The sequence below is a fragment of the Acidovorax sp. Root219 genome (genome assembly GCF_001428665.1).
Taxonomy (GTDB): Bacteria; Pseudomonadota; Gammaproteobacteria; order Burkholderiales; family Burkholderiaceae_C; genus Acidovorax.
In genome coordinates, this window is sequence record NZ_LMIJ01000018.1 from 211 (window position 1) to 27,207 (window position 26,997).

The 26,997-nt window shown below is 64.2% G+C and carries 27 protein-coding genes; 16 read left to right on the forward strand and 11 right to left on the reverse strand.

Features of this window, described 5'->3' with window-relative positions; all coding sequences use genetic code 11:
* Window positions 1-73 precede the first annotated feature (73 nt).
* The 3 genes from ASE28_RS31555 to ASE28_RS19330 form a co-directional block, all read right to left on the reverse strand.
* Complete coding sequence (locus ASE28_RS31555; protein WP_082608157.1) at window positions 74-283, reverse strand: hypothetical protein; 210 nt, start codon at window positions 281-283, stop codon at window positions 74-76.
* Window positions 284-954: 671 nt separating this feature from the next.
* Window positions 955-1,254 (reverse strand): hypothetical protein, encoded by a 300-nt coding sequence (locus ASE28_RS32180; RefSeq protein WP_157422046.1) that lies wholly within the window; start codon window positions 1,252-1,254, stop codon window positions 955-957.
* 107 nt (window positions 1,255-1,361) lie between these two features.
* Window positions 1,362-1,823: an SRPBCC family protein gene (locus ASE28_RS19330; RefSeq protein WP_057268091.1), complete on the reverse strand. Its 462-nt coding sequence runs from the start codon at window positions 1,821-1,823 to the stop codon at window positions 1,362-1,364.
* 65 nt (window positions 1,824-1,888) lie between these two features.
* Between ASE28_RS19330 and ASE28_RS19335 the strand changes: the two genes are divergently transcribed.
* The 3 genes from ASE28_RS19335 to ASE28_RS19350 all read left to right on the forward strand — a co-directional run bounded on the left by ASE28_RS19335 (window position 1,889) and on the right by ASE28_RS19350 (window position 3,419).
* Complete coding sequence (locus ASE28_RS19335; RefSeq protein ID WP_057268092.1) at window positions 1,889-2,263, forward strand: MerR family transcriptional regulator; 375 nt, start codon at window positions 1,889-1,891, stop codon at window positions 2,261-2,263.
* 491 nt (window positions 2,264-2,754) lie between these two features.
* Window positions 2,755-3,060 (forward strand): hypothetical protein, encoded by a 306-nt coding sequence (locus ASE28_RS19345; protein ID WP_057202823.1) that lies wholly within the window; start codon window positions 2,755-2,757, stop codon window positions 3,058-3,060.
* 143 nt (window positions 3,061-3,203) lie between these two features.
* The gene (locus tag ASE28_RS19350; RefSeq protein ID WP_057268093.1) at window positions 3,204-3,419 is read left to right on the forward strand and encodes a hypothetical protein; all 216 of its coding nucleotides are present in this window, start codon (window positions 3,204-3,206) and stop codon (window positions 3,417-3,419) included.
* Window positions 3,420-3,533: 114 nt separating this feature from the next.
* Here ASE28_RS19350 and ASE28_RS19355 read toward each other — a convergent pair whose 3' ends face one another.
* A complete protein-coding gene (locus tag ASE28_RS19355) occupies window positions 3,534-3,848 on the reverse strand; it encodes a hypothetical protein (protein ID WP_057268094.1) in 315 nt (104 codons plus the stop codon).
* Window positions 3,849-4,172: 324 nt separating this feature from the next.
* Here ASE28_RS19355 and ASE28_RS19360 point away from each other — a divergent pair, with 324 nt between their 5' ends.
* From ASE28_RS19360 to ASE28_RS19380, 5 genes are all read left to right on the forward strand, one after another.
* Window positions 4,173-5,702: an ATPase domain-containing protein gene (locus ASE28_RS19360; RefSeq protein ID WP_057268095.1), complete on the forward strand. Its 1,530-nt coding sequence runs from the start codon at window positions 4,173-4,175 to the stop codon at window positions 5,700-5,702.
* 11 nt (window positions 5,703-5,713) lie between these two features.
* Window positions 5,714-7,390, forward strand: a complete 1,677-nt coding sequence (locus tag ASE28_RS19365; protein ID WP_057268096.1) for a response regulator — start codon at window positions 5,714-5,716, stop codon at window positions 7,388-7,390.
* Between the two features lie 104 nt (window positions 7,391-7,494).
* Window positions 7,495-9,747 carry an ATP-binding protein gene (locus ASE28_RS19370; protein WP_057268115.1) on the forward strand — a complete coding sequence of 751 codons (2,253 nt, stop codon included), beginning with the start codon at window positions 7,495-7,497 and terminating at the stop codon, window positions 9,745-9,747.
* Window positions 9,747-10,211, forward strand: a complete 465-nt coding sequence (locus ASE28_RS19375) for a response regulator (RefSeq protein WP_057268097.1) — start codon at window positions 9,747-9,749, stop codon at window positions 10,209-10,211. Before ASE28_RS19370 ends, ASE28_RS19375 begins: the two co-directional genes overlap by 1 nt.
* A 13-nt stretch (window positions 10,212-10,224) precedes the next feature.
* Window positions 10,225-12,390 carry a response regulator gene (locus ASE28_RS19380; RefSeq protein WP_057268098.1) on the forward strand — a complete coding sequence of 722 codons (2,166 nt, stop codon included), beginning with the start codon at window positions 10,225-10,227 and terminating at the stop codon, window positions 12,388-12,390.
* 92 nt (window positions 12,391-12,482) lie between these two features.
* Here the strand turns inward: ASE28_RS19380 and ASE28_RS19385 are convergent, their stop codons facing one another.
* The 3 genes from ASE28_RS19385 to ASE28_RS19395 all read right to left on the reverse strand — a co-directional run bounded on the left by ASE28_RS19385 (window position 12,483) and on the right by ASE28_RS19395 (window position 14,823).
* Window positions 12,483-13,295: a hypothetical protein gene (locus ASE28_RS19385; RefSeq protein ID WP_157422047.1), complete on the reverse strand. Its 813-nt coding sequence runs from the start codon at window positions 13,293-13,295 to the stop codon at window positions 12,483-12,485.
* Window positions 13,296-13,596: 301 nt separating this feature from the next.
* The gene (locus tag ASE28_RS19390; RefSeq protein WP_057268100.1) at window positions 13,597-14,583 is read right to left on the reverse strand and encodes a zinc-binding alcohol dehydrogenase family protein; all 987 of its coding nucleotides are present in this window, start codon (window positions 14,581-14,583) and stop codon (window positions 13,597-13,599) included.
* Between the two features lie 36 nt (window positions 14,584-14,619).
* A complete protein-coding gene (locus ASE28_RS19395) occupies window positions 14,620-14,823 on the reverse strand; it encodes a 4-oxalocrotonate tautomerase family protein (protein WP_057268101.1) in 204 nt (67 codons plus the stop codon).
* A 137-nt stretch (window positions 14,824-14,960) separates the two neighbouring features.
* On the opposite strand from ASE28_RS19395, the gene ASE28_RS19400 reads away from it, so the two are divergent.
* On the forward strand, window positions 14,961-15,869 hold the full coding sequence (locus ASE28_RS19400) for a LysR family transcriptional regulator (RefSeq protein ID WP_057268102.1): 909 nt from the start codon (window positions 14,961-14,963) through the stop codon (window positions 15,867-15,869).
* A 101-nt stretch (window positions 15,870-15,970) separates the two neighbouring features.
* Here ASE28_RS19400 and ASE28_RS19405 read toward each other — a convergent pair whose 3' ends face one another.
* The gene (locus tag ASE28_RS19405) at window positions 15,971-16,930 is read right to left on the reverse strand and encodes a tripartite tricarboxylate transporter substrate binding protein (protein ID WP_057268103.1); all 960 of its coding nucleotides are present in this window, start codon (window positions 16,928-16,930) and stop codon (window positions 15,971-15,973) included.
* A 131-nt stretch (window positions 16,931-17,061) separates the two neighbouring features.
* Window positions 17,062-18,654: a gamma-glutamyltransferase gene (gene ggt, locus ASE28_RS19410; protein WP_082608159.1), complete on the reverse strand. Its 1,593-nt coding sequence runs from the start codon at window positions 18,652-18,654 to the stop codon at window positions 17,062-17,064.
* A 35-nt stretch (window positions 18,655-18,689) separates the two neighbouring features.
* Between ggt and ASE28_RS19415 the strand changes: the two genes are divergently transcribed.
* A complete protein-coding gene (locus ASE28_RS19415; RefSeq protein ID WP_057268104.1) occupies window positions 18,690-19,349 on the forward strand; it encodes a GntR family transcriptional regulator in 660 nt (219 codons plus the stop codon).
* Window positions 19,350-19,841: 492 nt separating this feature from the next.
* Entirely contained in the window at window positions 19,842-21,257 is a 1,416-nt protein-coding gene (locus ASE28_RS19420; RefSeq protein ID WP_057268105.1) for a leucine-rich repeat domain-containing protein, read from the forward strand.
* Window positions 21,258-21,381: 124 nt separating this feature from the next.
* On the opposite strand, the gene ASE28_RS19425 is transcribed toward ASE28_RS19420, so the two are convergent.
* Window positions 21,382-22,476 (reverse strand): saccharopine dehydrogenase family protein, encoded by a 1,095-nt coding sequence (locus tag ASE28_RS19425; RefSeq protein ID WP_057268117.1) that lies wholly within the window; start codon window positions 22,474-22,476, stop codon window positions 21,382-21,384.
* Window positions 22,477-22,644: 168 nt separating this feature from the next.
* Between ASE28_RS19425 and ASE28_RS19430 the strand changes: the two genes are divergently transcribed.
* Complete coding sequence (locus ASE28_RS19430; protein ID WP_057268106.1) at window positions 22,645-23,112, forward strand: Lrp/AsnC family transcriptional regulator; 468 nt, start codon at window positions 22,645-22,647, stop codon at window positions 23,110-23,112.
* Between the two features lie 119 nt (window positions 23,113-23,231).
* Window positions 23,232-23,570: a hypothetical protein gene (locus tag ASE28_RS19435; protein ID WP_057268107.1), complete on the forward strand. Its 339-nt coding sequence runs from the start codon at window positions 23,232-23,234 to the stop codon at window positions 23,568-23,570.
* 376 nt (window positions 23,571-23,946) lie between these two features.
* Here ASE28_RS19435 and ASE28_RS31565 read toward each other — a convergent pair whose 3' ends face one another.
* Window positions 23,947-24,804, reverse strand: coding sequence for a helix-turn-helix domain-containing protein (locus tag ASE28_RS31565; RefSeq protein WP_157422048.1), 858 nt, complete (start codon window positions 24,802-24,804; stop codon window positions 23,947-23,949).
* 17 nt (window positions 24,805-24,821) lie between these two features.
* Between ASE28_RS31565 and ASE28_RS19450 the strand changes: the two genes are divergently transcribed.
* Genes ASE28_RS19450 through ASE28_RS31575 form a run of 3 tightly spaced genes read left to right on the forward strand, consistent with a single transcriptional unit; the run spans window position 24,822 to window position 26,983 of the window.
* Complete coding sequence (locus ASE28_RS19450) at window positions 24,822-25,289, forward strand: DUF3703 domain-containing protein (protein WP_082608161.1); 468 nt, start codon at window positions 24,822-24,824, stop codon at window positions 25,287-25,289.
* A 47-nt stretch (window positions 25,290-25,336) separates the two neighbouring features.
* Window positions 25,337-26,125, forward strand: a complete 789-nt coding sequence (locus ASE28_RS31570; RefSeq protein WP_162262265.1) for a DUF1266 domain-containing protein — start codon at window positions 25,337-25,339, stop codon at window positions 26,123-26,125.
* A gap of 57 nt (window positions 26,126-26,182) precedes the next feature.
* Complete coding sequence (locus tag ASE28_RS31575) at window positions 26,183-26,983, forward strand: SUMF1/EgtB/PvdO family nonheme iron enzyme (protein ID WP_082608162.1); 801 nt, start codon at window positions 26,183-26,185, stop codon at window positions 26,981-26,983.
* Window positions 26,984-26,997 lie beyond the last annotated feature (14 nt).

Genomic DNA, 26,997 nt, shown 5'->3' on the forward strand with positions numbered 1-26,997 from the left:
GCGAGCATTTGCTTTCGACGAGCCGGGGTGTTTTGGCGTGCAAGGCGGGCCTGGACGAAAGATTCTCAGCCTCTCAGTCCTTGAGACTCACGCTCAAGGCATCCAGCTTCTTTGCGTACGTGTCCCGCCGTTTTGCCGCCTTTGCAGCTGCGTCAACGGCTGCTTGGATGGCCTTCGGCCCCTTTTTTGCAGCAGCTTTGATCAATCCGGACTTGTGAGCAGCATCAGCCTCTGCGCGCTTGAAAGTGGCGATGATTTCGAAATCGGCAACAGATTGATTCACAGGTGCCCTTAAAGCTTGACGTCAGTGCGAAGCAACGCTGTTCTCAATTCGCGGGTAGCTGGTTTTGAAATATCGATGCCTTGAACCGCCAGGTCGAACGTGGAGCCAGGTTTGATACTGGTTGGGAGTATTTTTTTTACGGGATTCGTACCGGGGTGCTTGCCACCTGCAGCACACATGCGAACGGAAAACCCGAATTCTTCGAGCACCCCCTTTGCATATAACTCCGCCAAATGCTGAAACGAAACGAATGTTGAGCACTTCACTTCTTTATCCCCAAGCTTACGCACGCTACGTACGATCTCGAATTTACCCAGAGAATCCCGTTGAGTATTCGTAAAGGGATGCAAAAAAGCGTCTCACGAGGTCCTCCATTTTTAGACGCCAGCGTGTGCTCGACGGCGATATCAGTTAACAGCACGTTTTTTTCCTCGTGATTCCATAAGCCACAGTTATAAGAGCCCAATTATCCTCCATCACACCCCAAAGTCCCGCTCGCGATTTTCAAACTGGGCTTCAGCGGAGCGATGCCCCCTGAGATGCGAAGTGTTCGACATTGGCCGTGTTTGCCTTGCGGGACGGGGCTTTAACCGAACGACTGCGAATGGCCGATCCACATGGCAAGGTGATAGACCGATCTGGGCCCAAAGCCGTCCTTCTCGATCCGGGCATCACACCTTCTTCTTTTCCAAACGCGCCAGCGCCGCCTCAAACGCTTGCAGCACATCCGGCCGATCTTCGGCGGCGGCATCGAACCGGCTGGCCAGCACAGCGGCGTCGGCCTTGCTGCCCAGTTGGCCGATGGCCTTGAAGATCCTTTTCATGAAGACGGCGTCGCCACCGACGATGTGCCGCACCGCTTTTGGCCGACAACGAAAGTCTAGCTGCTCACGCCCATGCCCTCGATCACCCAAGAAGGCGACTGAGCGAAGCGGAAAAGCGCCCATCGTCAGCGAACTGGAGATGTCCACAAGCGCCGATATGGGTGTCCGATTCACCCCGGCCCCGCCGTACCACTGAATTCGATCCGACTGCCCGGAAGTTACCGAAGTACGCAGCGCACGGGTTCCACCCGTGTTCAGGTACCGGCACCCCCCTCCATGCGCACCTTCAAAGCCGCCAGGCCCCGGCCTGCCCGTTGCCGCATGACCCGCCTGGCCAGCGGGAGCAGCAGGCAGCGGACGGCAAGGCTGCGGCTTCGGCTGAACATGCGCCAGGTGAGTTCGCAGGACTGCGGCGCCGTGGCATGCAGGGAGATCTCCATGCGCGGCAGCAGCGGCAGCAACCGCCCCTCGGTGGCAAAGAACCCGGGGGCCCGGGCTTCGCGCACCTGCAGGGTGACCTGCCGGCGCCCCCTGAGCGGCACGACCACGGTTTCAAGGTACTCCTTGCCCGGCTGTCCATGGGCAAGCGCGCCGAGCGATTCGATCGCGATGACGCCCGGGAACCACTCGCCAAACTGCTCCATGTTCGATATGTAGCCAAACACCGCCTGCACAGGCCGATGGATGGAGACCGTCTTTTCGACCAGCAAATGCATGGTGTGCCCTCTTCAAAAAAGCCATGCTAATCTGTAGCGCAAGGTCTACAGTCAAGGGAAATTCGATGCGCATATCGGAGCTGGAAAGCCGCACCGGCCTGGGCCGCCACGCGCTGCGTTTTTACGAACGCGAGGGGCTGCTCGTCGGCGTGCAACGCGGCCAGAACAACTACCGCGACTACCCCGAGTCGGCCGCCAGGGACGCGGCCCTGCTGCAGCAACTGCAGTCGCTGGGCTTCTCACTGCAGGAGATTCGCCAGGTGCTCGATGCCATGCGCGCCAAAAGCATCGACTGCGCCAAGGGCGCCCGCCTGATGGCCGACAAGCGCACGGCGATCGAGGCCCAGATCGCCAACCTGCGCAAGGTGAGCAAGGTGCTGCTGCGCGAACAGCAGCGCCTGCAAGACCGTGCCGCGCGGTACGGGCTGCCAAAGCACTAGCGTGGCTCACAAAACACCTCTGGCGTTGTCGTTTCAGCGGGTCGAGCCAGCCCGTGCCTCACTCAATCCTGCAGGTCCACCCCCAGGGCTTTGAGCTTCTGCGCGTACGAATCCCGGCGCTTCGCGGCCTTGGCTGCGGTGTCTGCAGCCGCTTGAATAGCGCCAGGCCCTTTCTTCGCAGCCGCCTGGATGAGCCCGAACTTGTGCGCAGCATCAGCCTGCGCCCTTTTGAAACAGGCAATGAGTTCGGCATGGGGATGGGTTGGGCTCACAGGGACCTCATTGTCTAAAGCACCATTCTCCTCGCTCCGAGGGATGCCAGGGGCGCACGCGGCACGAGGGGCCTGGGCTCCAACGCCCGCCTGAGCGAACCGCGCTCGCAAATCCATAGCAGCCCCGCCAGCACAGTCACTATTTGGCCCGGCCGCACAATCTTCTGCCCGCGCGCCGCAGAAATACTGTAAATTCATACAGTATTTTGGAGATTGACCATGGATGTTCTGGACGCCACCTACACCGTCGCCCTGTGCGACTACCCCGGCCTTGCGCAGGCCGAACGCACCGCTGCAGAGGTGCGCTTTGCCGTCGCCCTGGAGCACCAGTTCGGCAGCCCCGACGACATTGCCGCCACCATGCACACCATCGACGCCCTGGAGCGCGTGGAGCCCGAAGATGTGTCGGCCCACGACCTGGTGGCGCTGCAGCGCTGGGTGCGGGCACTTTCTGTGGCGCGCCTGGCGGGCTACCGGGGGCTGGCCGTGCGCGATGGCAGCCGGTTTGAGGTGCGGTTGGGGTAGCGGCGGCGGCATGGCGGTGGTGCTGACCAACGCCTGCTTGGTGTAACGGCACCTTACATGCAGGCACTTGCCAAACCGGCCAACGCGCTTACCCTGTAGGGAGTAGACACTCTGGCGCATTGCTGCGCGCACCCTGACACCGCATGGACCTGATCTTTCTGCGACGGCTGACCCTGGAATCCATGCCCTTGCGGCTTGTTGAACGATCCGACATCGAGGCCTACCAAGCCCTCGCGCGGGCGAATCTGGTCGAGGGCAAGGTGGTGGCATGTGCCAGCCCCGAGCCGCATGTCGTCGTCGACTCGGTCACGCCGTATGGCCGGATATTCCTGGCGCAAAGACAGCGCCGCACAGGGTAGCCAGCAGCCTGCGCCGGCCCCGCACTTCCCCCACCTCCGGCTGCCTGTACACCCCATGTGGCTGCAGTGTTTGCAACGAACTGCAACGCACGCATGGTGCAACGGACCACTGGCTCACTGTGCCACACGCTGCCGCAGGGCAAGCTGCAAGCCCGGCGTGGCACGGTGCATGTCCCGCAGAAACGATGCCACGAGGTTGTGAACGCTCTGGGCGTCGAGCTGGCTGTCCAGCCAGATCTCCAGCCCCTGCTCGCCGTGCTCGGCGGCGGTGAGTGACATGCCCATGCGCGGCACGGATTGAAGAAACTGCCCCAGCGCATCGCTCAGGCGGGTGTATGCCTGCAGCAGTTCGCCGGGGCCCGGCGGCCTCTCGCCCGGGGACGAGGCATCGGGCGCGTCGATGGGTGCAATGTGAAAGCGGTAGATCATCGGTCAACTTGAAACGGTGCAACCAGTTTCTTGGCAGCGCCGAAGGGCCTCTGTAGGAAAACCCCCTGGCCAACCGTTCATGAACACCGCTGTTACCCGCGTCCACCCTGTGCGCGCTACAACCGCAGCGCAGGGGGTCCCTGTAGGACCCGCCCTTCCTTGGTCTGCCGAAGTGGGCTGACTTTCGTTTCGACACCGCCCATTCAAAATTGGATACATCTGCGCAACGGGCCGCTCCTTACCGCGACTGGCCTTGTCCCACAGGGAATGCATGCGCTGCACGGGCCCCACCCCCAGCGGGGGCGGGCCACAGAAAGGATCCATTTGACAAGCACCCTCAGCACCCCTATCGCAACCGCACCCGCCACGCAAGGCATCGCACGCACCGGCATTGCCGGGCTCGACGACGTGCTGGCCGGCGGCCTGCCCACGCGGCACCTCTACCTGGTCGAAGGCAGCCCCGGCACCGGCAAGACCACGCTGGCGCTGCAGTTCCTGATCGAGGGGCGCGAGAAGGGCGAGCGGGGGCTGTACGTCACCCTGTCCGAAACCTCGGAGGAGCTGGAGCAGGTCGCCCAGTCCCACGGCTGGTCGCTCGACGGCATCAAGGTCTTCGACCTGGTGAGTGACGAAGGGTTGAGCGAAGACGCCGAGCAGACCATATTGCACCCCTCCGAGTTCGAGCTGGGCGAGACCACCCGCGAGGTGATGAAGCTGGTGGGTGAGCTCAAGCCCCAGCGCGTGGCATTCGACAGCCTGTCCGAGCTGCGCCTGCTGGCCCAGAGCCCCCTGCGCTACCGGCGCCAGATACTCGCTCTGAAGCGCTTCTTCGCGCAGATGGGCTGCACCGTGCTCATGCTCGACGACAAGACCTCGGGCGAAGGCGACCAGCAACTGCACAGCATTGCGCATGGCGTGGTGCATTTGAACCAGAACGCCAACACCTACGGGCCCGACAAGCGCCAGCTGCGCGTGGTCAAGCTGCGCGGGGTCAAATTCCGCAGCGGCGACCACGACTTCGATCTGGACCGCGGGGGCCTGGTGGTCTTTCCGCGCCTGTCGGCGGGCGAGCATGGCGGCAGCTTCGACGACGCGCCCATCCCCACCGGCACGGCGGCCTTCGATGAAATGCTGGGCGGCGGCCTGTCGCCCGGCAGCAACCTGCTGCTGGCCGGCCCGGCCGGCGTGGGCAAGACCACCACCGCCACCAGCTGCGCGGTGGCCGCCATGCGGCGCGGCGACAAGGTGGCGTTCTACCTCTTCGACGAAGGCCTCAACTCGCTGCGCCAGCGCTCGCTGGCCCTGGGGCTCGACATCGACCCCTTCATCGCATCGGGCCAGCTGCTGATCCGCTCTTTCGACCCGGCCGAGGTATCACCCGGCCAGTTCGCCCAGGCCGTGCGCAATGCGGTCGAAGTCGACGGGGTGAAGATGGTGGTGCTCGACAGCCTCAACTCCTACATGCAGGCCATGCCCGGCGGGCAGTACCTGCTGCTGCAGATGCACGAGCTGCTGTCGTACCTGAACCTCAAGGGCGTGGTCACGCTCATCATCCTGTCGCTGCACGGCACCGTGGGCGAGATGAGGGCCGACATCGACCTGAGCTACCTGAGCGATGCCATGGTGCAGTACCGCTTCTTTGAGGCGCGCGGCGAGGTGCTCAAGGCCATCTCGGTCATCAAGAGCCGCACCACGGCGCACCAGACCACCATCCGCGAGTTCCGCCTGGGCGCCAACGGGGTCGAGATCGGCAAGCCCCTGTCCGACTTCCACGGCATCCTGGTCGGCGCTGCGCAGTACACGGGCCGCCAGCCCCTGCTGGGCGACAGCGACAACGCGCATTCGCGCGCATGACCGGGCACCGCATGGAGAGCCGTGTCCTCATTCTGGCGCCCCACGGGCGCGACGCCAAGGTCATCGCATCGGTGGTGTGCGGCGATGGCGTGCAATGCGTGGTCTGCCCCGACGCGGCCGCGCTGTTGGCCGAGCTGGAGGTTGCGGCTGCCGCCGCCATTCTCACCGAGGAAGTGCTGGCGGGGGGCCTGGGCGAATCGCTGCGCCAGTACCTGGCGCGCCAGCCCGCGTGGTCGGATTTTCCGTTTGTCGTGCTGGCCACGCGCCAGGCCAGCCGCCGGTCGCTGCGCGCCACCGCCTCACTGCACGAGCTCGGTAACCTGGTCATTCTGGAGCGCCCGGTCAACCCCGAGACGCTGGTGAGCGCGGTGCGCTCGGCACTGCGGGCGCGCAATCGGCAGTACGCCACGCGGCGGCACCTGTCCGACCTGGAGACCGCGAAACAGACGGTGGAGCGGCTCAACGCCGGGCTCGAAAGCCGCATCGCCGCGCGCACCAGCGACCTGGCGAACGCCAACGACCGGCTGATGCGCGAGATCGCCGACCGCGAGCGCATGCAGTCCAAGGTGGTGCAGGGCCAGAAGCTCGAAGCCATTGGCCGGCTCACCGGCGGCATTGCGCACGACTTCAACAACCTGCTGCACGCGGTCAACCTGAACCTGCAGTTCATCATGCGCCTGGCCACCGAAAAGCGCCTGGCCGACTACGCACGCCGCGCCAAGGATTCGGTGGACCGCGGCGCACGCCTCACCGCCCAGCTGCTGTCGTTTGCGCGCGCGCAAAGCCTGCTGCCCCGGCTGCACGACGTGAACGCCATGGTGCTCAACCTGCGCGAGCTGATCGAGGTGTCGGTGGGCTCCAAGGTGCAGGTCCGCATCGACATCTGCGACGGCCAGGCGTGGGCCCTGCTCGACGGCGCCCAGTTGGAGATGGCCCTGCTGAACATGGCCGTCAACTCACGCGATGCCATGCCCGACGGCGGCACCCTGACCATCCGCACCGCCCTGCCCTGCGCGGCAGATGGCAGCCGCCAGGTGCACATCAGCGTGCAGGACACTGGCTGCGGCATCCCCGAGGCCCTGCAGGCCAAGGTGTTCGACCCCTTCTTCACCACCAAGGGCGACGGCGAAGGCACGGGCCTGGGACTCAGCCAGGTCTACGGCTTTGCCAACCAGTCCGGCGGCAGCGTGGAGATGCACAGCACCGAGGGCGAGGGCACCACCCTCACGCTGCGCTTCGCACAGGCCCACGACGCCTCGGGCGACGGCGACGGCAGCACCGCAGCCGCCGACCGCAACGGCACGGGGCATGCCAAGGCCCGCACCGAAGTGCTGGTGGTGGAAGACGACGACGCCGTGCGCCAGGGCATCGCCGAAGGGCTGCGGCTGCTCAGCTACAGCGTGCGCGAAGCCAGCGACGGCGAGAGCGGCCTGCGCGAGCTGCGCCGGCGCATGCCCGACCTGCTGATGGCCGACTACCTCATGCCCGGCATGAACGGCGCCGAGTTCATCACCGCCGCGCGGCAGATCTACCCCGGCATCCCGGTGCTGATGGCCACGGGCTACGCCGACATGGCCGAGGTCGAAAAACTCGTGGGCGTGCAATCGGTGCTCAAGAAGCCTTTCGACCTGGAGACGCTGAACGCGGCGGTGGGCAACGAGCTGGCGCGCGCGCGGGCGCAGGGCTGAGCGCCGGGCCGTTTTTATAGGAAACTTCTGACATGCATGGCCTGAAATCCAGGACATCATGCACGTTGTCCTGCGCACGGCCGCAGGCCGTTCTACCTTTGTTCATGACGTCAAACCCAGGCCTGCCGCCCACCGCTGACCCTGATCTTTTCTCCTGTCACACAGAGCCCATCCGTGTGCCTGGGGCCATTCAGCCCCACGGCCGCTTGCTGGTGCTCGATGCGTCCACGCGGCAACTGCTTGCCTACAGCGACAACTGGCCCGACGGCAGCCTGCAGGCGGCACTGGCCCACCTGACAAGCAGCGCGCTGCCAGCCAATCCCCCTGGGGCGGTGCCAGTGTCCCTGGGGGTGTGGGCAGCGCAGGCCGGCGAGCGGTGGGACGTATCAGCCCACTGCACGGACCGGCACCTGCTGGCCGAGTTCGAGCCCGCCGCGCCTGCCGATGGCAACGGGGCCCCCATCTACTCGCTCACCCGCATCTTTCTGCCGCGCCTGCAGGCCGCAAGCTCCATCGAGCAGCTTGCCCAGCTGGCCGCCACCGAAATGAAGCGCCTGACAGGCTTCGGGCGGTGCATGGTCTACCGCTTCGACGACGCGGGCCACGGCCAGGTGCTGGCCGAGGACGTGGACCCGGGCTACGACAGCTATGCCGGCCACCACTTTCCGGCGGACGACATTCCCCTGCAGGCGCGTGCACTGTACGTGCTCAACCAGTTTCGCCTGATTGCCGACGCCAACTACACGCCGGTGCCGCTGCGCATCCACGGCGCAGCACTGCAGCCCTCGGACATCGACCTGTCCCAGGCGCAGCTGCGCAGCGTATCGCCAGTGCACCTGGAGTACATGCGCAACATGGGCACGCTGTCGTCCATGTCGGTCTCCATCGTCATCGAGGGCAGGCTGTGGGGGCTGGTGTCCTGCCATGGCCATGCGCCGCGCCACGTCGGCGTGGCCACGCGGCTGGCCTGCGAGCACCTGGGCCAATTGCTGGCCCTGCAGATCCAGTCCAAGGAGGCGACCGGCCAGGTGGCAGAGCAACTGGCCTTGCGCCAGCTCACGCTGGAGATCGTCTCGCACCTGTCCGACAGCGATGGCACGCTGAGCCTGCTGGCACAGGTACCTGCCATGCTGCGGTTTGCCCGCGCCAGCGGCGTGGCGGTGGTGCGCGACGACGAGGTCTGGAGCGTGGGCGAGGTGCCACCGCAGCAGGCCGTCATGGACCTGGCCAACTGGATCGAGGGGCTGGGTGCAGAGGTGTTCCACAGCCACCAGCTGGCGCAGGACCATGCGCCGGCACAGGGCTTCAAGGACGTGGCGGCCGGGGTGCTGGCCGTGTCCATCTCCCAGGTGCACCGCCACGTGATCCTGTGGTTTCGGCCCGAGATCGTCAAAACCGTCACCTGGGCCGGCAACCCGCGCAAGAACCAGGTGGCCGCAGACGGCCGCATCCACCCCCGGCGCAGCTTCGACAGCTGGCAGGAAAGCATCCGCGGCGCCTGCCTGCCCTGGTCGGCTGCGGAAGTGGCCGTGGCAGGCGAGCTGCGCCAGGCCCTCATCGGCATCGTGCTGCGCCGCGCAGAAGAGTTCGAGGAAGTGGCCCACGAGCTGACGCGGGTGAACAAGGAGCTCGAAGCCTTCTCGTACACCGTGTCGCACGACCTGCGCGCGCCCATGCGCCACATTGCGGGCTATGTGGACCTGGTGGTCGACCTGGAGAAAAAGGCGCTGTCCGAACGGGCCCTGCGCTACCTGGGCAACGTCAAGGACGCGGCCGCCTACGCGGGCCAGTTGGTCGATGCGCTGCTGGATTTTTCGCGCATGGGGCGGGCCGCGCTCAAGCAGCGCCCGGTCGACATGCAGGTGCTGCTGCAGGAGCTGGTGCGCGAGCTGTCGCGCCAGGAGCCCGGGCGCAATGTGCAATGGGCGCTGGAGCCCAGCTACCCCGAACTCTTTGGCGACCCGCTGCTGCTGCAGGTGGCCACGCGCAACTTTCTGAGCAACGCGCTCAAATACTCGCGTGGCCGTGACCCCGCGCGCATCAGCGTGCGCGCGCTGCGCAGGCCCGAGGGCGACGGCATCGAGGTCGAGGACAACGGCGTGGGCTTCAACATGGAGTACGCCAACAAGCTGTTCGGCGTGTTCCAGCGCCTGCACCAGGCCGACGAGTTCGAGGGCACGGGCATCGGCCTGGCCATCGTCAAGCGCATCGTCGAGCGCCACGGCGGCACCGTCTGGGGTTCAGGCACGCCGGACCAGGGCGCCCGCTTTGGCTTTATATTGCCGCGCGTGGCGCCCGCCGCGGCGGCAGACGCCCCCTCTCCATCCAGGAACACCCCCTCCCTCAGGAGCCTTTGATGCTAAAGCCCATTTTGCTGGTCGAAGACGACAAGCGTGATCTGGAACTCACCCTCATTGCGCTGGAGCGCAGCCAGTTGGCCAACGAGGTCGTGATCATGCGCGACGGCGCGCAGGCCCTGGACTACCTGCGGCGCGAAGGCGACTTTGCGGGGCGCGATGCGGGCAACCCGGCCGTGGTCCTGCTGGACCTCAAGCTGCCCAAGGTCAATGGGCTGGAGGTGCTGCAGGCCGTGCGCGCCGACCCGGCGCTGCGCAGCCTGCCGGTGGTGATGCTGACCTCGTCCCAGGAAGAAAACGACGTCGTCAAGAGCTATGAGCTGGGCGTCAACGCCTACGTCGTCAAGCCGGTGGCCTTCGACCGCTTCGTCTCTGCCATCGGCGACCTGGGCGTGTTCTGGGCCGTGCTCAACGAGCCGCCACCGGGCTCCTCCAAAGCCAGCCGCCGTGGCGAGCCCCTGTAGCCAGCTGCCTGCCATGGACTCGACGACGCACCTGCGCGTGCTGGTACTGGAAGACTCCCGCTTCGACGCCGAACTGCTCGCCGAAGCGCTCAAGAGCGCGCTGCCCGCCGCGGACATCACCCTCGTGAGCGATGGCCCGAGCTTCACCCAGGCGCTGGGGCAAACGCGCTTCGACGTGGTCCTGTCCGATTTCGAGCTGCCCGGCTTTTCAGGCGGTGCGGCCCTGGAGCTGGTGCGCAGGCACGCCCCCGACGTACCCTTCATCTTTGTCTCCGGCGTGATCGGCGAAGACAACGCGGTCGAGCTGCTCAAGCGCGGCGCCACCGACTACGTGAGCAAGAACCGGCTGGAACGCCTGCCCTTCGTGCTGGACCGCGCACTCAAGGAAGCGGCCAGCCGGCGCACCCTGGGCGTGGCAGAGCGCCGCCTGCAGCAGGCAGACGCAGCCATCGTGCAAGCGCAAGAGCGGCAGCTGGCCCTGGTGCAGCTGAGCGACCGCATCCGCGACATGGACGACGTGGTCGAGATCGGCTATGCCGCGGCGCAAACCCTGGCGCACCACTTCAACGTGGACCGCGCAGGCTATGGGGTGGTGGACAAGACCGCCGAGACCATCACCATCGAACGCGACTGGAACGCGCCCGGCGTGCAGACCCTTGCGGGGGTGCTGCAGTTTCGCGACTACGGCTCCTACATCGACGACCTGGCGCGCGGTATCACCGTGGCTTTCGCCGACGCCCGCGAAGACCCGCGCACCCAGGGCAACGCGCACGCGCTGGAGGCCATATCGGCCCGTGCCGTGCTCAACATGCCGCTGCGCGAGCAGGGCAATTTTGTCGGGCTGCTGTACCTCAACCACAGCCAGCCCCGTGTCTGGACCGATGACGAGGTGGACTTCGTGCGCGAGGTCGGCGACCGCCTGCGCTCCGTGCTGGGCCGGCGCGAGGCGCAGATCGCGCTGCAGGCGTTTGCCGCTTCGCTGGAGCGCCAGGTCGAAGAGCGCGCCGCAGAGCTGGAGGCGGCCAAGGAGCAGCTGCGCCAAAGCCAGAAGCTCGAAGCCGTTGGCCAGCTCACCGGCGGTCTGGCGCACGACTTCAACAACCTGCTGGGCTCCATCACCGGCGCGCTGGAGCTGCTGCGCCGGCGCGGCGGCGCCAACCTCACCCCCGACATGGAGCGCTACATCGGCATGGCGCAGGGTGCAGCCAAGCGCGCCGCATCGCTCACCCACCGCCTGCTGGCCTTCTCGCGCCGCCAGACGCTGGAGCCCAAGACCCTGGCGCTCAACCAGCTCGTGCGCGGCATGGAGGAGCTGCTGCGCCGCACGGTCGGCCCCGAGATCCATGTCGAGGTCATCGCTGCGCCCGGCCTGTGGAACGTGCATGTGGATGCCGGCCAGCTCGAAAGTGCCTTGCTCAATTTGTGCATCAACGCGCGCGATGCCATGCCCGAGGGCGGGCGCATGGTCATCGAGACCGGCAACCGCACCCTGGATGCGCGCGCGGCCCAGGCCGCAGACCTCACGCCCGGCAGCTATGTGTCCCTGTGCGTGCGCGACAACGGCACCGGCATGCCGCCCGAGGTGGCGGCCAGGGCCTTCGACCCCTTCTTCACCACCAAGCCGCTGGGCATGGGCACGGGCCTGGGTCTGTCGATGGTGTATGGCTTTGCCAAGCAGTCCGGCGGGCGCGTCAGCATCGAGTCGACGGTGGGTGTGGGCACTACGGTGTGCATCGATCTGCCGCGCAGCGAGCGCATGCCAGAGCAGGCGCCGCCCGAGCAACGCCCGGCCGCACCGCCGCGTGCCGACCAGGGCCAGACCGTGCTGGTGGTGGACGACGAAGCGTCACTGCGCATGCTGATCGTGGAGGTCATGCAGGACCTGGGCTACGCCACGCTGGAGGCCGGCGACGGCACCGAAGCCATGCACTGGCTGCGCTCGGACCGCCCCATCGATCTGCTCATCACCGATGTGGGCCTGCCCGGCGGCATGAACGGCCGCCAGGTGGCCGACGCCGCGCGCAGCCAGCGCCCCGGGCTCAAGGTGCTGTTCGTGACCGGCTACGCACAGTCCGCACTGGACGCCAGCCATCTGGAGCCCGGCATGCACGTCATGACCAAGCCTTTCGGGATGGACGCCCTCGCGCGGCGTGCCAAAGAGGTCATCGAAGCGCGGTAGGCGTGGCCCGCGTCTGCACACGCAGGGCCAATTCCATGCCGCGCGGTTCACCTGCCGGCACCCACGGCCGGCAAGCACACGCGCGTTCTACCTTAGCGCGGGGTGTAGCACTGCCCGCCAGCAATCGCCGCGCTCACGGCAGTGTCCAGGCTGGCAGCGTTGGGGAAGGCCGATGGCACGGCGGTGTCTTCCAGCAGGCACAGGTTGTTGGCCTTGCGCACCAGCACCACGGGGGTGAAGACCGCAGGGTTCAACAGCCCACCCGGGAAGGTCTGGCGCTTGCCCCAGAAGGCCGCCAGGCCTGCGCCGGCCTCGGTGCGTTCCGGCTGGAACCAGAAGGTACGGCTCAAGGCACCCGTGGCGGCGACACCTACGCCATCGCATTGCGCGTTGCCGTAGGTCACCGTGCCCACACCGACCGTGACCTGGCCGCTGGTCGCGTTGGTCGACAGGCTCCACAGCTCGCGCACGCCGCTGCTGCCACTGGCCGGTGGCTGGCACCGGTCCTGCTCCCATGCGCCATCCGACAGGGTGGCCAGGGGCACGCAGCGCACCGCCACCGTGTTCACCGCAGCGCCGGCCACGGTGCCGGAGCCATTGCGCACCACGCAGCCCGAGCCTTGGGGTGCCGTCTTGACGGCGACCGAATACCTCGCGCCATCCGCCAGCGGCTTGGTGAAGGTGAAGCTGCCATCGGCGGCCACGGTCAGGTCCTCCCCACTGCCGCTGCTCAGCAGCACAGGCTTGCCGCTGGGCACGCCGCTCACCGTGCCGCCCAGGCCATAGGGTGTAGCGACGGGGTCGTCACCACCACCGCCGCCACAGGCGGCCAGGCCCATGAGCGTGGCAGAGGCCATGAGGGCCTTGAGCGCCTTGGGTGGCGTAACTCGTTGTGTCCAGTACATGCGATCTTCTCCTTGTTGTATGGTTCGCAGTTGTCGAGGATGGTCAGGCAGCACACGGTGATCGCGGACTGCCTGCCCGGAATTATTCTCGCCGTGGACCATCCGGTTGCGCTGCTTTTTTTGCACGCCGAACGTGACGCCTGTCACCCGATTGGATGCCAGGCGTTGCGGGATGGGCGCTACCGCGCTGGAGGCTTGAAAGGCTCTTTTCGCCGACCTTGCAGCGAAAAGAAAAGGCCTTGCGTCGCAGGCAGAACGACAGGACGCAGCCAGAACGCCAGAAGAGTTTTTTCAGACGCCCTCAGCGCGTCAGCACGACGATCTTGCCCTGCGCCTCGTTGGCTTGCATCACGCGGTGGGCCTCAGCGATCTGGTCGATGCTGAACACGCGCCCAATCGACACCGGCAGCGTACCGGCGGCAACGCCATCAAAAAGCTTTTGCAGTGGCATGCCCATGAAGTCCGAGACGTCGCCGGAATACGTGGTCAGGGATACGCCGGTGGGAATGGCATCCATGGGCGCAAAGTCGGCCAACGACCATTGGTCGCCCACCATGCCCGCCATGCACACGGTGCCCGGCTCGCGGGTTGCGCGCAGGGAGTCTTTCAATGTGCTGGTGCCCACCAGTTCGAGCACCTTGTCGGCGCCGCCCGGCCACAGGGCCTGAACCTTGTTGGCGATGGCGCCATCGTCCGCGATGAAATGCTGCGCCCCGGCCGCTTCGACCAGGGCCCTGGACTGGGCCTGCCGTGATGTCGATGCCACCTGCGCACCGTGGGCGCGGGCCATTGCGGCCGCCGCCAGGCCCACCGACGTCGTGCCGCCACGAATCAGCAGCCGGTCTCCCTCGCGCAGCCGCAGGCCGCGGAGCAGCGCACCCCAGGCGGTTTGCAGCATTTCCGGCAGCGCGCCCAGCGTGTCCCATGGCAGCGGCGACGTGAACGCCCGCACCTGGCCCGCGGGCACCACGGTGTACTGCGCATAGCCCCCGTCGAATGCCCGGCCCATGCCACCCATGACGGTGGCCACCATCTGCCCCTGCGCAAACTCGCCCCCGGGTGCCTGCGCCACGGTGCCAACGGCCTCGATGCCCAGCACGCGGGGGAACGCGACCCCAGGCGAGTGCCCCTGCCGGGTAAACAGCTCCGAGCGGTTCAGCCCGAAGGCTTCTACGCGCACCAGCACCTGGCCTGGGCCCGCGTGCGGGATGGGGCGCTGCTCCACCCGCAGCACCTCTGGCCCGCCCGGCGCGTGCATGACCACCGCCTTCATCATCCCTGTCGCCATGGCTGCTCCTTCAACGTCCGGCTTTCACCGCTGCATTCAACCGGCAGTGCCTTGCGCAGGCGCGCCGAACAGTTTGCCTGCGCCCGCCCAGTCCGCAGGCTTCACGTCTTCAAAAATCACATAGATGTAGTTCGGGTCGGTGGCCGTGTTGCGCACGATGCTCTGCGTGATCTCCGCTGCCACCTTCTGCTTTTGCGCGTGGTCCTTGCCTTCAAACCAGCTCACTCGTACGACGGGCATGTGCCGCTCCTTCACATCGATTCAATGCAAAACCTCAAGGCCAAGAGCGGCGCTTCAGACTGCTGACCCAATGCTAAAGTAGAACCACTTTGCCATTGTCACCCCGTTCTACCCTCAGAGTAGAACCCCAATCTACTATGCAAGACCTCGACCCTCTGGCCGGCATCACGGTCTTCGTCACCACAGCCCACAGCGACAACTTCACGCAGGCCGCCGATCGCCTGGGCCTCACCAAATCTGCGGTGGGCAAGTCCATCGCCCGGCTGGAGGACCGCCTGGGCGCCAAGCTGTTCCACCGCACCACCCGGCTGACACGCCTCACCGCCGATGGCGAGGCCTATCTTGCAGCCTGCACCTCGGCCATGCAAGAGATCACCGCCGCGCAGGCAACGCTGTCATCTGGCAACCCGGTGCTCAAGGGCCGGGTGCACATCGACATGCCGGTCGCCTTCGGGCGCCGCGTGGTGCTGCCGGCCCTGGTGCAGATCGCCCGCCCCCACCCCGGCCTGCAGCTGAGCCTGACCTTCACCGACGCCACCAGCGACCTGCTGGCAGACGACGTGGACATCGCCATCCGCTTTGGCGCACTGAAGGACACGGGCCACCTGGTCGCACGCCGGCTGGCCACCCAACCGCGTGTGATCTGCGCCTCGCCAGGCTACCTGCGCGAGCATGGCGAGCCCACCCACCTCGCCGAGATTGCCGGGCACCGCTGCGTCGTGGGCGCCCTGCGCGGGCCGCCCATGGTCTGGTTCGTCAGGGACCAGGGGGTAGAAAAGCGCATCACGCCCCCGGCCACGCACCAGATCAGCGACGGCGAGGCCATGGTCGATGCCGCCCTGCAAGGCCTGGGGCTGGCCCAGTTGCCCATATCGATGGTGCGCGACCAGGTGGGTGACGGCCGCCTGCGCCTGGTGCTGCACCAGTACGCCGGCAGCCAGATCGACATCCACGCCATCTGGCCCCAACGCGCGCACCTCAGCCCCCGCGTGCGCTACATCGTCGACGGGCTGGTGGCCTGCGCTGCGCAAGGGCGATTCAACTGATTGGCGTGCATGGCAGCGCACGCATCTGCACAGCTCAGCCACGTTCGATACTTCAATACCACGATGGGGGGGTGTTTGGCCCCCCGGACCGGCGCCTGCAATCAGTCTGGCTTGAAGCCTGAGGCCTTCACCGGCTGTTCCCAGCGTTTGAGCTGCTCGGCTTGCAGCTTCTTGAGCCCCGCTGAATCCAGGTAATCGGGCATCAGCCCCAGTGCGGCAATCTTGTCCCGCGCATCCTGGGCGCGAAGCGCCTCGGCTACGGCCCGTTCGATGCGCTGCACGACGGCCGGCTGCATCCCCGCAGGGCCGTACAGAGCGAAGTACCCATCCGCAGTCATGTTGATCCCCGCTTCCTTCAGGGTGGGCACGTCGGGCAAGGCGCTGGAGCGCTCTTGACCAGTCACCGCGACAATCCGCACCCTGCCCGCCTTGTGATGCTCCAGGGTTTCAGAAGCTGTGTCCACCATCATGGGCAGCAGCCCGGCTACCAAATCTTGCGCCGCGGGTGCACCCCCCTTGTAGGGTATGTGCGTGAGATTGACGCCGGTGGTCTGCGAAAGCAGCACGCCCGTGAAGTGGCCCAGTGTGCCGGCGCCCGACGTGGCAAAGTTCGCCTTGTCGGGGTTCGCTTTCATCCATGCCAACACATGTTTGATATCGCGTTGGGGGCCCGCAGGGCCAATGGTGAGCGCAAAGTCGAAGCTCGCGGCGCGCGCGATCGGCGTGAAGTCCTTTACGGAATCGTACGGCAGATTGGGATAAAGCCAGGGAGCCACCACCAGCGTGCCACTGGTGGCCATGACCAGTGTCTGCCCATCCGGCGGCAATCGCTTGAGCTCCGCCATGGACACCCGTCCCGATGCGCCCGGCTTGTTTTCAACGACGACGTTTTGCCCCAGCGAAGCGCGCAGCTTGTCGGCCAGAATTCTGGTCAGTTGGTCGGATGAGCCACCGGGCGCAAACCCGACAATGAGCTTCAGTGTGCGGTCTTGCCCAGATGCTGGCAAACCCAGTGAGAGTGCTGAGGCTGCCGCTGCTGCGGAAAAGATTCGTCGCTTCATTGTGGGTGTCTCCTGGCTTGTTGCGCTGTTGCAGTTGAGGGGAAAGGAATTTCAGTGCGTTAAGGAGACGCCATGGCGTCGTCGATCAAGACAGATTTGCCAGCAAGGGGGATGCGCCTTGGCCGCTCACGCTAAAAGCCAACGGCCTGTCCGTCCCGACGCGAGTCGGAAGCCGCGACGTACCCATGCTCTGCCTTGTAGATCAGCTGGGCTGATCCGAAGTCCAGGCTTTGGCGCTGCGCGACGGTGACCTTGTGTCCGCGGGCGCGCAGGGCGTCCGGCACATCGCCAGGCACATGCGATTCCAGCGTGACCGTGGGGCCGGGCTCCACGCGAAACCGCGGAGCATCGCTCATCGCTTGCGGGTTTTGTCCGAAGCTGGCAAGCCGCATCACCATCTGTACATGCCCTTGTGCCTGCATCGATCCACCCATGACACCCATCGCCATCACGGGTGCGCCATCGCGCGTAATGAAACCCGGGATGATGGTGTGCAATGGCCGCTTGCCTGGAGCGACGATATTCGGATGGCCCGGGACCAGGCTGAAGTCTTCGCCGCGATTGTGCAAACTGATGCCGGTGCCTGGAACGACCACGCCGGAGCCAAAGCCGTGGTAGTTCGACTGGATGTAAGAGACCATGGTGCCTGCCGCATCCGCTGACGCGAGATAGACCGTGCCGCCGGTCTTTGGCATGCCGGGGCCTGGGTTGGCCGCACGCTTCATGTCGATGAGCTTCGCGCGCTCTGCCAGATACGCAGCGTCGAGCAAGTGCGCAGCCGAGACGGGCGACATGGCAGGGGCATCGGCAACGTACTTGTTGAGGTCGGCAAAGGCCAGCTTCATCGCCTCCAGGCCAACGTGGTAGTAGTCGGCACTGTCTACCCCCATCCCTGCCAGGTCGAAGTGGTCCAGCATTCCCAAAGCCATCAGTGCCGCGATCCCTTGGCCATTGGGCGGAATCTCGTGCAGCGTATAGCCGCGAAACGACTGCGCAATGGGCTCGACCCATTCGGCCCGGTGCGCCGCGAGATCGGTTGCGCGCAGCGCACCGCCGCACTGCCTGGCAAACGCTTCGATCCGCTCGGCAAGTTCGCCCCGGTAGAAACTCTCGCCGCCGCTCTCGGCAATCTGCTCGAGCGTCCTGGCTTGTGCCGGAAAGCGCCAAATCTCACCGGCGCGGGGGGCGCGCCCATCCAAGGTGAACGCTTCGCGAAATCCCGGTTGGTCGATGAGCCGTGGAACCTGGTTGGCCCACTGCCTCGCAATTTGCGGCGACACCATGAAGCCTTCTTGCGCGTACCGAATAGCCGGTTCGAACAGGCGCGCAAAGGGCAGCTTGCCAAAGCGATCGGACAGCGCCTTCCAACCCGCAACCTGGCCCGGCACGGTCACCGAACCCCAGCCCTTCTCCGGCATCTTGTCATGCCCGTCAAAATACTGCGGCGTCCAGAGCGAGGGCGCGCCTCCGCTGGAGTTCAAACCATGCAACCTGCCTTCATGCCACACCAGCACGAACATGTCGCCGCCGATGCCGTTCATGACGGGTTCGACCACCGTCAGCGCAATAGCGCAGGCAAGCGCGCTATCGATGGCGTTGCCCCCCTGGTACAACATGCTCAATCCTGCCTGCGCCGCCAAAGGCTGGCTGGCGCTCACGGCATTGGCCGCGAGCAGTGGCATCTTTTGCGAGGCATAGGGGAACGACCAGTCAAGGGGCTGCATGCCCCAAAGTATATTCGTGTATCCAATCAAAGTGAATGGCCATCATGCTCACACCCTTTTCCAGCCCCGCAACGGCCGAGGAAGAAGCCTATCGCTTCCTTCTCAACGGAATCCGCATGGGCCAGTTCAAGGCGGGCGACCGCTTGGTGCCCGAGGAGATTGCATCGCAACTGGGGATGAGCCGAATGCCGGTGCGCGAAGCGTTCCGGCGCCTTGCGACGCAAGAACTGCTGACCATCCGCCCCAACCGCGGTGCGGTGGTGCGCGGCCTGAACCACCAGGAGGCGATCGAGGTGTTCGAAATGCGTGCGGTGCTCGAAGGTCTGGCAGCAACCGCTGCTCTGGACCGGATCGGCCCTGCAGACCTCGATGAACTGGAGCGACGGCTGGACGCCATGGACCGGTGCGCAGAAGATCTTTCCGCATGGGTCACCGAGCACCGTGACTTCCACCTGTACCTGTGCGGCTTGAGCGCCCGTCCGCGGCTGGTGGCACAGATTGCGGCGCTGCACGTGTGCATCGAGCCCCATATGCGGCTGTGGCTGCAGTCGACCTACAAGCCCAGGCCGAGCCGCGAGGAGCACGGCTTCATCATCGACGCGCTGCGCCGCAAGCGCCCGGAATTGATCGAAGCGGTGGTCCGCGAGCACGTCAGCAGCACGCTGGTAACGCTCGCCAAGCTCATGCGCACATAACCAGCATTTGGCGATGAATTGGATACAGTCTTACGCTTTCTCGCCTTGGCTGTAAGCAGGCGCGGACGCGCAATGCCGCTCGGACTTCCCTGCAGTCAAGATAGGAACCGAAGGGCTGAATGCGCGGGGCGTGCGCCCTCCCAAGCGCGGGTGCATGCCGCGGCGTGCACCGGACATGATCTATCACCAAACCAGACTAGGCTGATCCAAGTCACCGCACCTCGTTATCGCAAGCGGCTGCCCATGTCATATTCACCGAAAGCTGCGGCAGGCGGCTAGACCTCGGCTATCTATGGGTGACAGCGCCACTGGACAATCCGTCCAGTGCGCCTGCGAGGGCGCGTCTTATGATCCGTGAAGCTCGCCACCAGTGCACTGTGGGTGATGCCGGAAAAACTGCGCAAAAGCCGTTCCCGCATGCGGGGTCAGGCACCGCGCCAAGGCAATCCGCACCTTTGCCCACCCCATCACGTACATCCCAGCCCCAACACTATGTCCAAGCTCAAATCCAAGTGGACCGACTGGCTCCACTCCCGCGCCAACGTACTCAACCACTCCAGGGGCCTGCGCCTGGAGCGCTTCACCAGTGAGGACCTGGACCAGATTGCCGACTGCGACGATGTGCTCGAACTGAAGCTGGACCGCAGCAAGATGAAAGAGCCCTTGGACCTGGCGCGCATCGCCCACATCACCAGCCTGTGCAAGCTGGAGCTGGAGGGGCTGAAATTCACGAACCTGGAGGCGCTGCGGGCGCTGCCCCGCCTGCAGACGCTGATCATCGACAATTGCAAGTTCTCCAACTTCGATGCGCTCAACGGCTTCAAGGTGTTGAGCCACCTGTTTCTGTACGATAACAAGCTGGCGGCTTTTCCTGCGGGGCTGGACCTGCCGCAACTCGAGGCGCTGTTTCTGTCGGGCAACGGCATCGCGGACCTGGGCTTTGTGCAGAGCTACCCCGGCCTGGCCTCGCTGCAGCTGAGCCGCAACCAGATCACCGATCTGTCCCCGTTGGCCGCATGCCCGGCCGTGGTGGACCTGGACGTGCAGGACAATCCCATCACCAGCCTGGCGCCGCTGGCAGGCAGAAAGTTCACCCGCTTCTATGCCGACCCACAGCACCGCGAGGAACAGATCGCCCTGCGGCTGAAGCAGGATGAATGGCCCAGGGGGGAGCCCATCGCAGAGGACGACAAGGCGCCGCGCCGCGTGGCCGACCTGATGGCGAAAAATGATTGGCCAGCGCTCTACGCGATCACCGACCTGGCGCTGCTGGGCCAAGCCTTCGCCAGTCTGGTGGACCGGCGTTGCGACGCAGCGACCCTGCGCGGCGCACTGGCGCACCCGGCGCAGGGCGCCTTCCACGCCATGGTCGCCAAGGGGCTGCGCCCGGACGATGATGTGTCGGACCTGGTGGTGCACGTGCTCTGTGGGTACGGCGAACGCACCATCGCGCCGATGACCGAGTGCTTCTACACGGCGCTGGCTCGGCCCACCTACCAGGACGAGTTCTACGTCGGCAAGATGAAGAACGAGCACGAGATCATCATGTGCGTCCTGTCGGGTATCGCCAGCCCGGCCTGCACCGACCTGTTTCTTGCCTTCTTCAACGAGCGCGAAGGCTTCTCCGAGAACCACCTGTACCTCTACAAAAACCTGCTCGACATGGTGGGAAAGACCAAGTCTGCGCAGTTGGTGGAGCCCATCATGGACCTGCTGCGCTTTGAGGGGCGCATCATCGGCGGCGACGCGGCCTTCATGAAGAAGATCTTCAAGGCCATCGGCCAACTGGGCACTAAGGCCGACGCAGCGGTTCTAGCCAGCCGATTCGACGCCGCCGCCGATGACCGGCCTGACGTGGTGCAAGCGTACGAAGCAACGCTTGAGCGCTTGGGGCGGAAAAAGATCTGAACCGTCGGTCTCGAAAAACGCTGGGGTAGCACTTTGCGCGCTATGCAGCGGCTACCAGCCGAAATGCAGGATACGTGAGGTAGGTGCTGCAGCTGGTTCAGCGTACAACAGGCTCTAAGGCCCTTCAGCCAATCGATTCAACCTGGCGGTACTGCTGATACGCCCGGCCAAAGCGATTGGCCAGGAAGTCCGGGAGGGCCACTTGCTCCTGGCGAATGAACCCGCGCTGGGGCAGCTTCTGTTCCCGAAACAGGTCCAGGGCCGCACAGATCCCCGCAGCGGTTGTGATCTGGATGGCGGACAACGGGTACGCACCATCACGCTCGGCGAAGATCTTGCGCGCGAATACCTCCTGCACGAGCGAGCCGTTCTTGGTGCCTGATACGGTGACGAAGACCAGCACCACGTCCTGCATGGTGGCGGGCATGCTGCGCCGAAGAACGGTCTTGAGCGTGTCCTGGTCGCTCTTGAGTTGCAGCTCGTCCAGCAGAAATTGCATCAACGCGCGATGCCCTGGGTAGCGCACCGTCTTGTAGTCGAGGTTGCGCAGCTTTCCGTCCCACGTCTCGCACAAGGTTCCCAGGCCACCCGATGTGTTGAAGGCTTCGTACTCCACCCCGTCCAGCGAAAAGTGCTCCAGCCCCTCCAGCGGCAGGGCCGAGATCACCCGACCGTCGTGTATCGCCTCGCACGGATGGCAGTACTCATTGATCAGGCCATCCACGCTCCACGTCAGGTTGTACTTGAGCGCATTCGTGGGAAACGCCGGCAGCGCGCCCACCCGCATCTTCACGTCGTGCAGAGCCTCAAAGCCGCTGGCAAGGTGGTGCGCCACGATCCCGATGAAGCCCGGGGCAAGACCGCATTGCGGCATGAACGCAGTGTCAGCGTCCTGTGCGAGGCGCTTGATTTCCTGGGTTGCAGCCACGTCCTCCGTCAGATCGAAGTAGTGACAACGGGCGCGCAAGGCCGCCTGGGCAGCAGAAATCGCCAGGTGGTACGGGAGCGCATTGACCACTGCGGTGTGTCCGTCCAGGGCATTCGTGAGTTCTTCGGCACTTGATGTGTCGATGCACGTGGTACGGATGCCCTTTTGGGCCAACCGATCCAATGCTGCCTGGTCACGGTCGAAGACCGTCAACGCAAAGTCGCCACTGGTGTGCAGCAGTTGGGCAATGGTCTGGCCGATGTGGCCTGCGCCGAGAAGAGCTACTTTCATGCGAATTTCCTTCAGAACGAGATTGGGGGTGGAGACCCACCCAGTGTTCTGAAACCCCATGACGAAAAAAAGCATGAGTTCGACGAAATGGCATAGATTTTCGCCGTAATGGCAGACAATTCCGCCGAATCGTCACCTTGTCATTCTTTTTGGCTTTCGCCCCTCACCATGAACGCGCCGACCAACCTTCCCGAAACACTGCTGCGCGACAAGTTCGATCGGGAGCTGATTGCGCTGCTGCAGGCCAACGCGCGCGAGAGCACTGCCAACCTGGCCCGCAGGCTCGGCGTGGCCAGAACAACGGTCGTGGCACGCCTTGCAAAACTCGAGGCCAACGGCCTCATCGGCGGTTACTCCGTGCGCCTGGGAGGCGAAGCAGTCGCACGGGGCGTGCAGGCATTTGTAGGGATCGTGGTGCAGCCCAAGGCCGGCAGGGAAGTCATTCGGGAGCTGACGAAGTTTCCCGAGTTGCTGCAGCTCGCGTCGGTCAGCGGCGAGTTTGACTATATGGCCACCCTTCGGGCAGACAACACGGCGCGGCTTGACGTGTTGCTGGATCAAATTGGGGACATCGAGGGAGTCACCAGGACAAACACCTCGGTCATTCTCGCCCTTCGCATCGACAGAGGGGGCTAGGGCCATGCCTGGAGCGAGGCTCGCCGGTGGTGGAGATTGGCACGGGGCCAGCGCCCGTCGGCAGGGGAATTGAACGCGCATACGCATGGCCCAAGCCGGGTGGCGCAGACAATCACGGCATGTCCCCTCACTTCAAAATTCTCTACCTGTTCGTTTCCGCCCACGGCTGGCTGGCCGAAGTCAAACGGCTCGGCATGGCCGCCGGTGCGCCGAAGGATCAGGTTTACCAGTGGGCATGGATCAGCACGGCCCAAGTAGTACCGCTGCGCTTTGTCAGCATGGCAGCCACCGGGCCCCGCCAGCAGCGCGAGTTTGAAGAAGCCAGCCTGTGGTTCGACACCAGGCGGGGCGCGCTGGCGTGGCATGGCGGCGCTACGGTGGCGCTGGAAGTTCAGGCCGACAATGCATTGCCGTCGCCGCAAGAGCAGCTGCTGCAAGCGCATTTCAGCATGGCTTGAGTGCCCGCGCTGGCGCTTGATACGGATTTGCATGCAATCGGATAACTAGGCGGGGGGCCGCAGACAGTGCTTCAGCACGGCAAGGCGACTCAACGACGTTATACGGTTGAAGGCAAATTCGTATGATGCGATTCGGTGATCTGGGTGCCGTTGCACGGACTCGTCATGCCCAAGGCCGACGGGCTGATCGAAAGCGCCTTGGGCCGGTTCGTGAAGATGTCGCCGCTGTTGGCGCCCCGGGCAGATGGAGCGAGGCGCCGCGCAAGGGCTGATTGCACAACACCGCTTCGCCGCCTGCGTATTCCAGGCCATCTGAACAGCAAGACCAGCGGTAATGCCCAAATGCAGCCCGCGTCGTTGGCCTGTGTTGGCCCGCCTAAGGCGTCAGGACCCCCGCCACATCGGGCCCAGCCGACTTGGACAACCGAATCCTCACACGCTGAAGGCCTCGTGGCGCGATGCCGAAGCTCGCCGCAAAGCTGCGACTCAGATGAGCGCTGTCAGAAAAACCCGACGCATATGCAGCCTCGGTCAGAGTGGCTCCCTCGGCGAGACACCGAAGGGCTTTTTGAAGCCTGAGCCATCGTACATAGGGTCGAAAAGGCAAACCATGCACCTGCGTGAACCAGTGCAGAAAGCGCCCCTCCGACAATCCAAGTACCTGCGCAGCATCGCACGCGCGCAGTGGTTGGTCCAGCTTTGCGCTGAGCCATTCGGCCAGTGCTTGTTCGCGAGTTCCTGCCAAAGGTGGATCGTTGGAATCGTCTGCTTTTGCGTGAATCCATTGCTGCAGGCGAGTTTCCAGCTGCTGCACCTGGACGGGATCCAACTCGCAAACGTTTCCGCCTGAAATCGCACGCCAGCCACGCGCAATCGGCATCGCTGGATCGAGGAACAGCAGCCGAACCGGTTCGGCGGATTGCATGCAGTGAGACGCACCGGCATCCACCACATGGCCCATGCCTCGCACCTTGTAGTCTCCAGCACTCAACTCAAAAGCAGTGGACGGCGACCAGGCGATCTGAATCAGATGATGGCTGTGCGGCCTGTTTTGCTGAACAGGCCCCAAGTAGGTACCCCACCCACGGCCGAGGCACAGCAAGGGCACGCCGGCCTGCTCTGGGACCTTGGCGTTGTCGCCAGCATCAGCGAATCCTTCGTGGGGGCGAACGCCCATGCCCTGGGGATCATGGGCGGCGGTAGCCGGTTTGTTCAAGACTTGGGCGGGTTGCACTGATCCAATCCTTCCTCATGACTGACATTCATCATGCCCCCGCAGTGCCCAGGTTCAGGTCAGCACGGCTGGCCTATCGGCATGAAATCGCGATGATGAAATCCGCCTTGCTGGCCTGCGATGAAAAGGCTGCTTTGCGGCATGTGGTTCGCGCCCACATCCTGGGCCAACGTTACCTCATCCCCCATTTGACCAGCCATGCCTGGATGATGCGCATGGCATGGACGCGGGGTGACAAGTTCGAATTATTGGGCCAACTGCGTCGGCTTCTGTTTGCCCTCCCGGCATGGCTCGTGGGCTGGGTTCCTGTCGGCAATCCTGGGCTGGCCAGCGTGAGCCCGCTTCGTCCCGTCCCGATGTCGCAAGACCTGGCGGTTTACTTCGTGAACGACAGCATATGGCGACATGTTCTTCTAAGGCTCGGGCTGCTGGCCCTCGCCGCGCTGATGGCGTTCGCATCCACGCTTTTAAGCATCAATGCTTGAAGAAATATAGATTGATAGCTGAGGTAACCATGGATCGCAGAACCCTTATGACTACGCTGATCGCCGCAGGCGCGGCATCGGCGGCCCCCTGGGCAAGCGCTCAGCCCAAGGACAAAGAAAATCGCCCTCGCCTGCAGCGTTTGCTGCCAGGAGCCAAGCAACGGCTGATCCGCGAAAAAGATGATCCGCCATTGCTTTGGGCTTGGAGCATGAACGCCGTGCTGAACGAAAGAAATGGCGTTAGCAACGATATTTATGCAGGCCGAGAAAAATCACCTCGACTCTATGAGGAATCTAGGGACGTGCTGCGGGAATGGTGGGGTGTCCATAACCGCGAAGACGCCCTGAAAGCCATTGATAACCTGAACAACATGAGGATGGGGCAGGCCAATTTTGAGAAAAACTGGGTTCCGATGCTTGATAAATCCGAGGCCGAAGTGCGCAGCTTGCTGGACGATGAACTTGGGGTGTTTGGCCGCATGGTGCTGGATAACCGTGAGTTCTTGCGAGTGCATGGTGTCAAAGGCTGGGATTTGACCCGTGCCCAAGGCGTAATCTCCTTTGCCTGGTTGGCAGACTGGATCACGCTGCCGGAGGCCCGCGAGCTGGCTCTCACTGCTGCGCAGCGTGCACAGCAAGAATTCAATGGCTGGAGCAGCCTGGGCTTGAGCTACCTGCTGGGATTTGCCGCCTGGAAACCAGAGGTGCAAGCCATCCGGGAACGGCAGCGCAGCGTGCAAAACCTTGTCCACAGTCCCGACAGCGTTTGGTCGCGCCGCCCATGGCGAACACCCCTGGCCGGCCTTGCCGGTCGAGCGGATTTTGAGGTTGCATGAACCGATCATTCGGCTCTGTCATCCGGACGTGGAATTTCTTGAGTTAAAGGATAACGCATGTTGCGTGTATTGGCTGGTGGGCTATTTTTGTTAATCTTGACAGTCGCTGCTGTCAAGTATTCTGATGGGGAAAAGAAGTTATTTGAACCGGCTGCAGGAACGATTTGGATAGAAGCGACGACCGGGATGCAATTTGTGTGGGTGCCAAGCGGGTGCTTCAACATGGGATCTGACAAGAGCAGGGATGATCAAAAGCCAGTTCATGAAGTTTGCTTGAAAGGCTTCTATCTCGGTAAATATGAAGTTACGCAAGCTGAGTATGAAAAGATAGTTGGCAAGAATCCATGCGCTGTGAAGTGCAATACTTATTTGGGGCCTGATCGAGCGGTAGTCAACCTTTATCGAGAAGATGCCGAACTTTTGGCTGAAAAATTTGAAGTACTCACTGCGAATCGATTCAGGGTACCGAGTGAATCTGAGTGGGAGTATGCCTGTTTGGCAGGTGGCAGGCACAAGGAGTATTGCGGCGATGGCGATTTCATGGAGTTGGCATGGATGGGGGGTTACACCTACGGTCCACAGCCTGTTGGCCGCAAAAAACCCAACGCCTGGGGACTGTTCGACATGATGGGCAATGCCAATGAGTACGTTCAGGATTGCTGGCATGGGAACTACGTCGGCGCACCAAACGATGGGAGTGCCTGGATTGACGGCGGCTACTGCCATGCCCGGATGTTCAGGGGGGGCGCAACTCGGTCGCACGATAGTACCAAGGCCACCTTTCGCATGTCCATCGAGAAGGACATGGACGCTCCCAATTTCATGGACAAAGGTGTTCGACTGGTCAAGATACCTTGAGCCAATGTCCACGC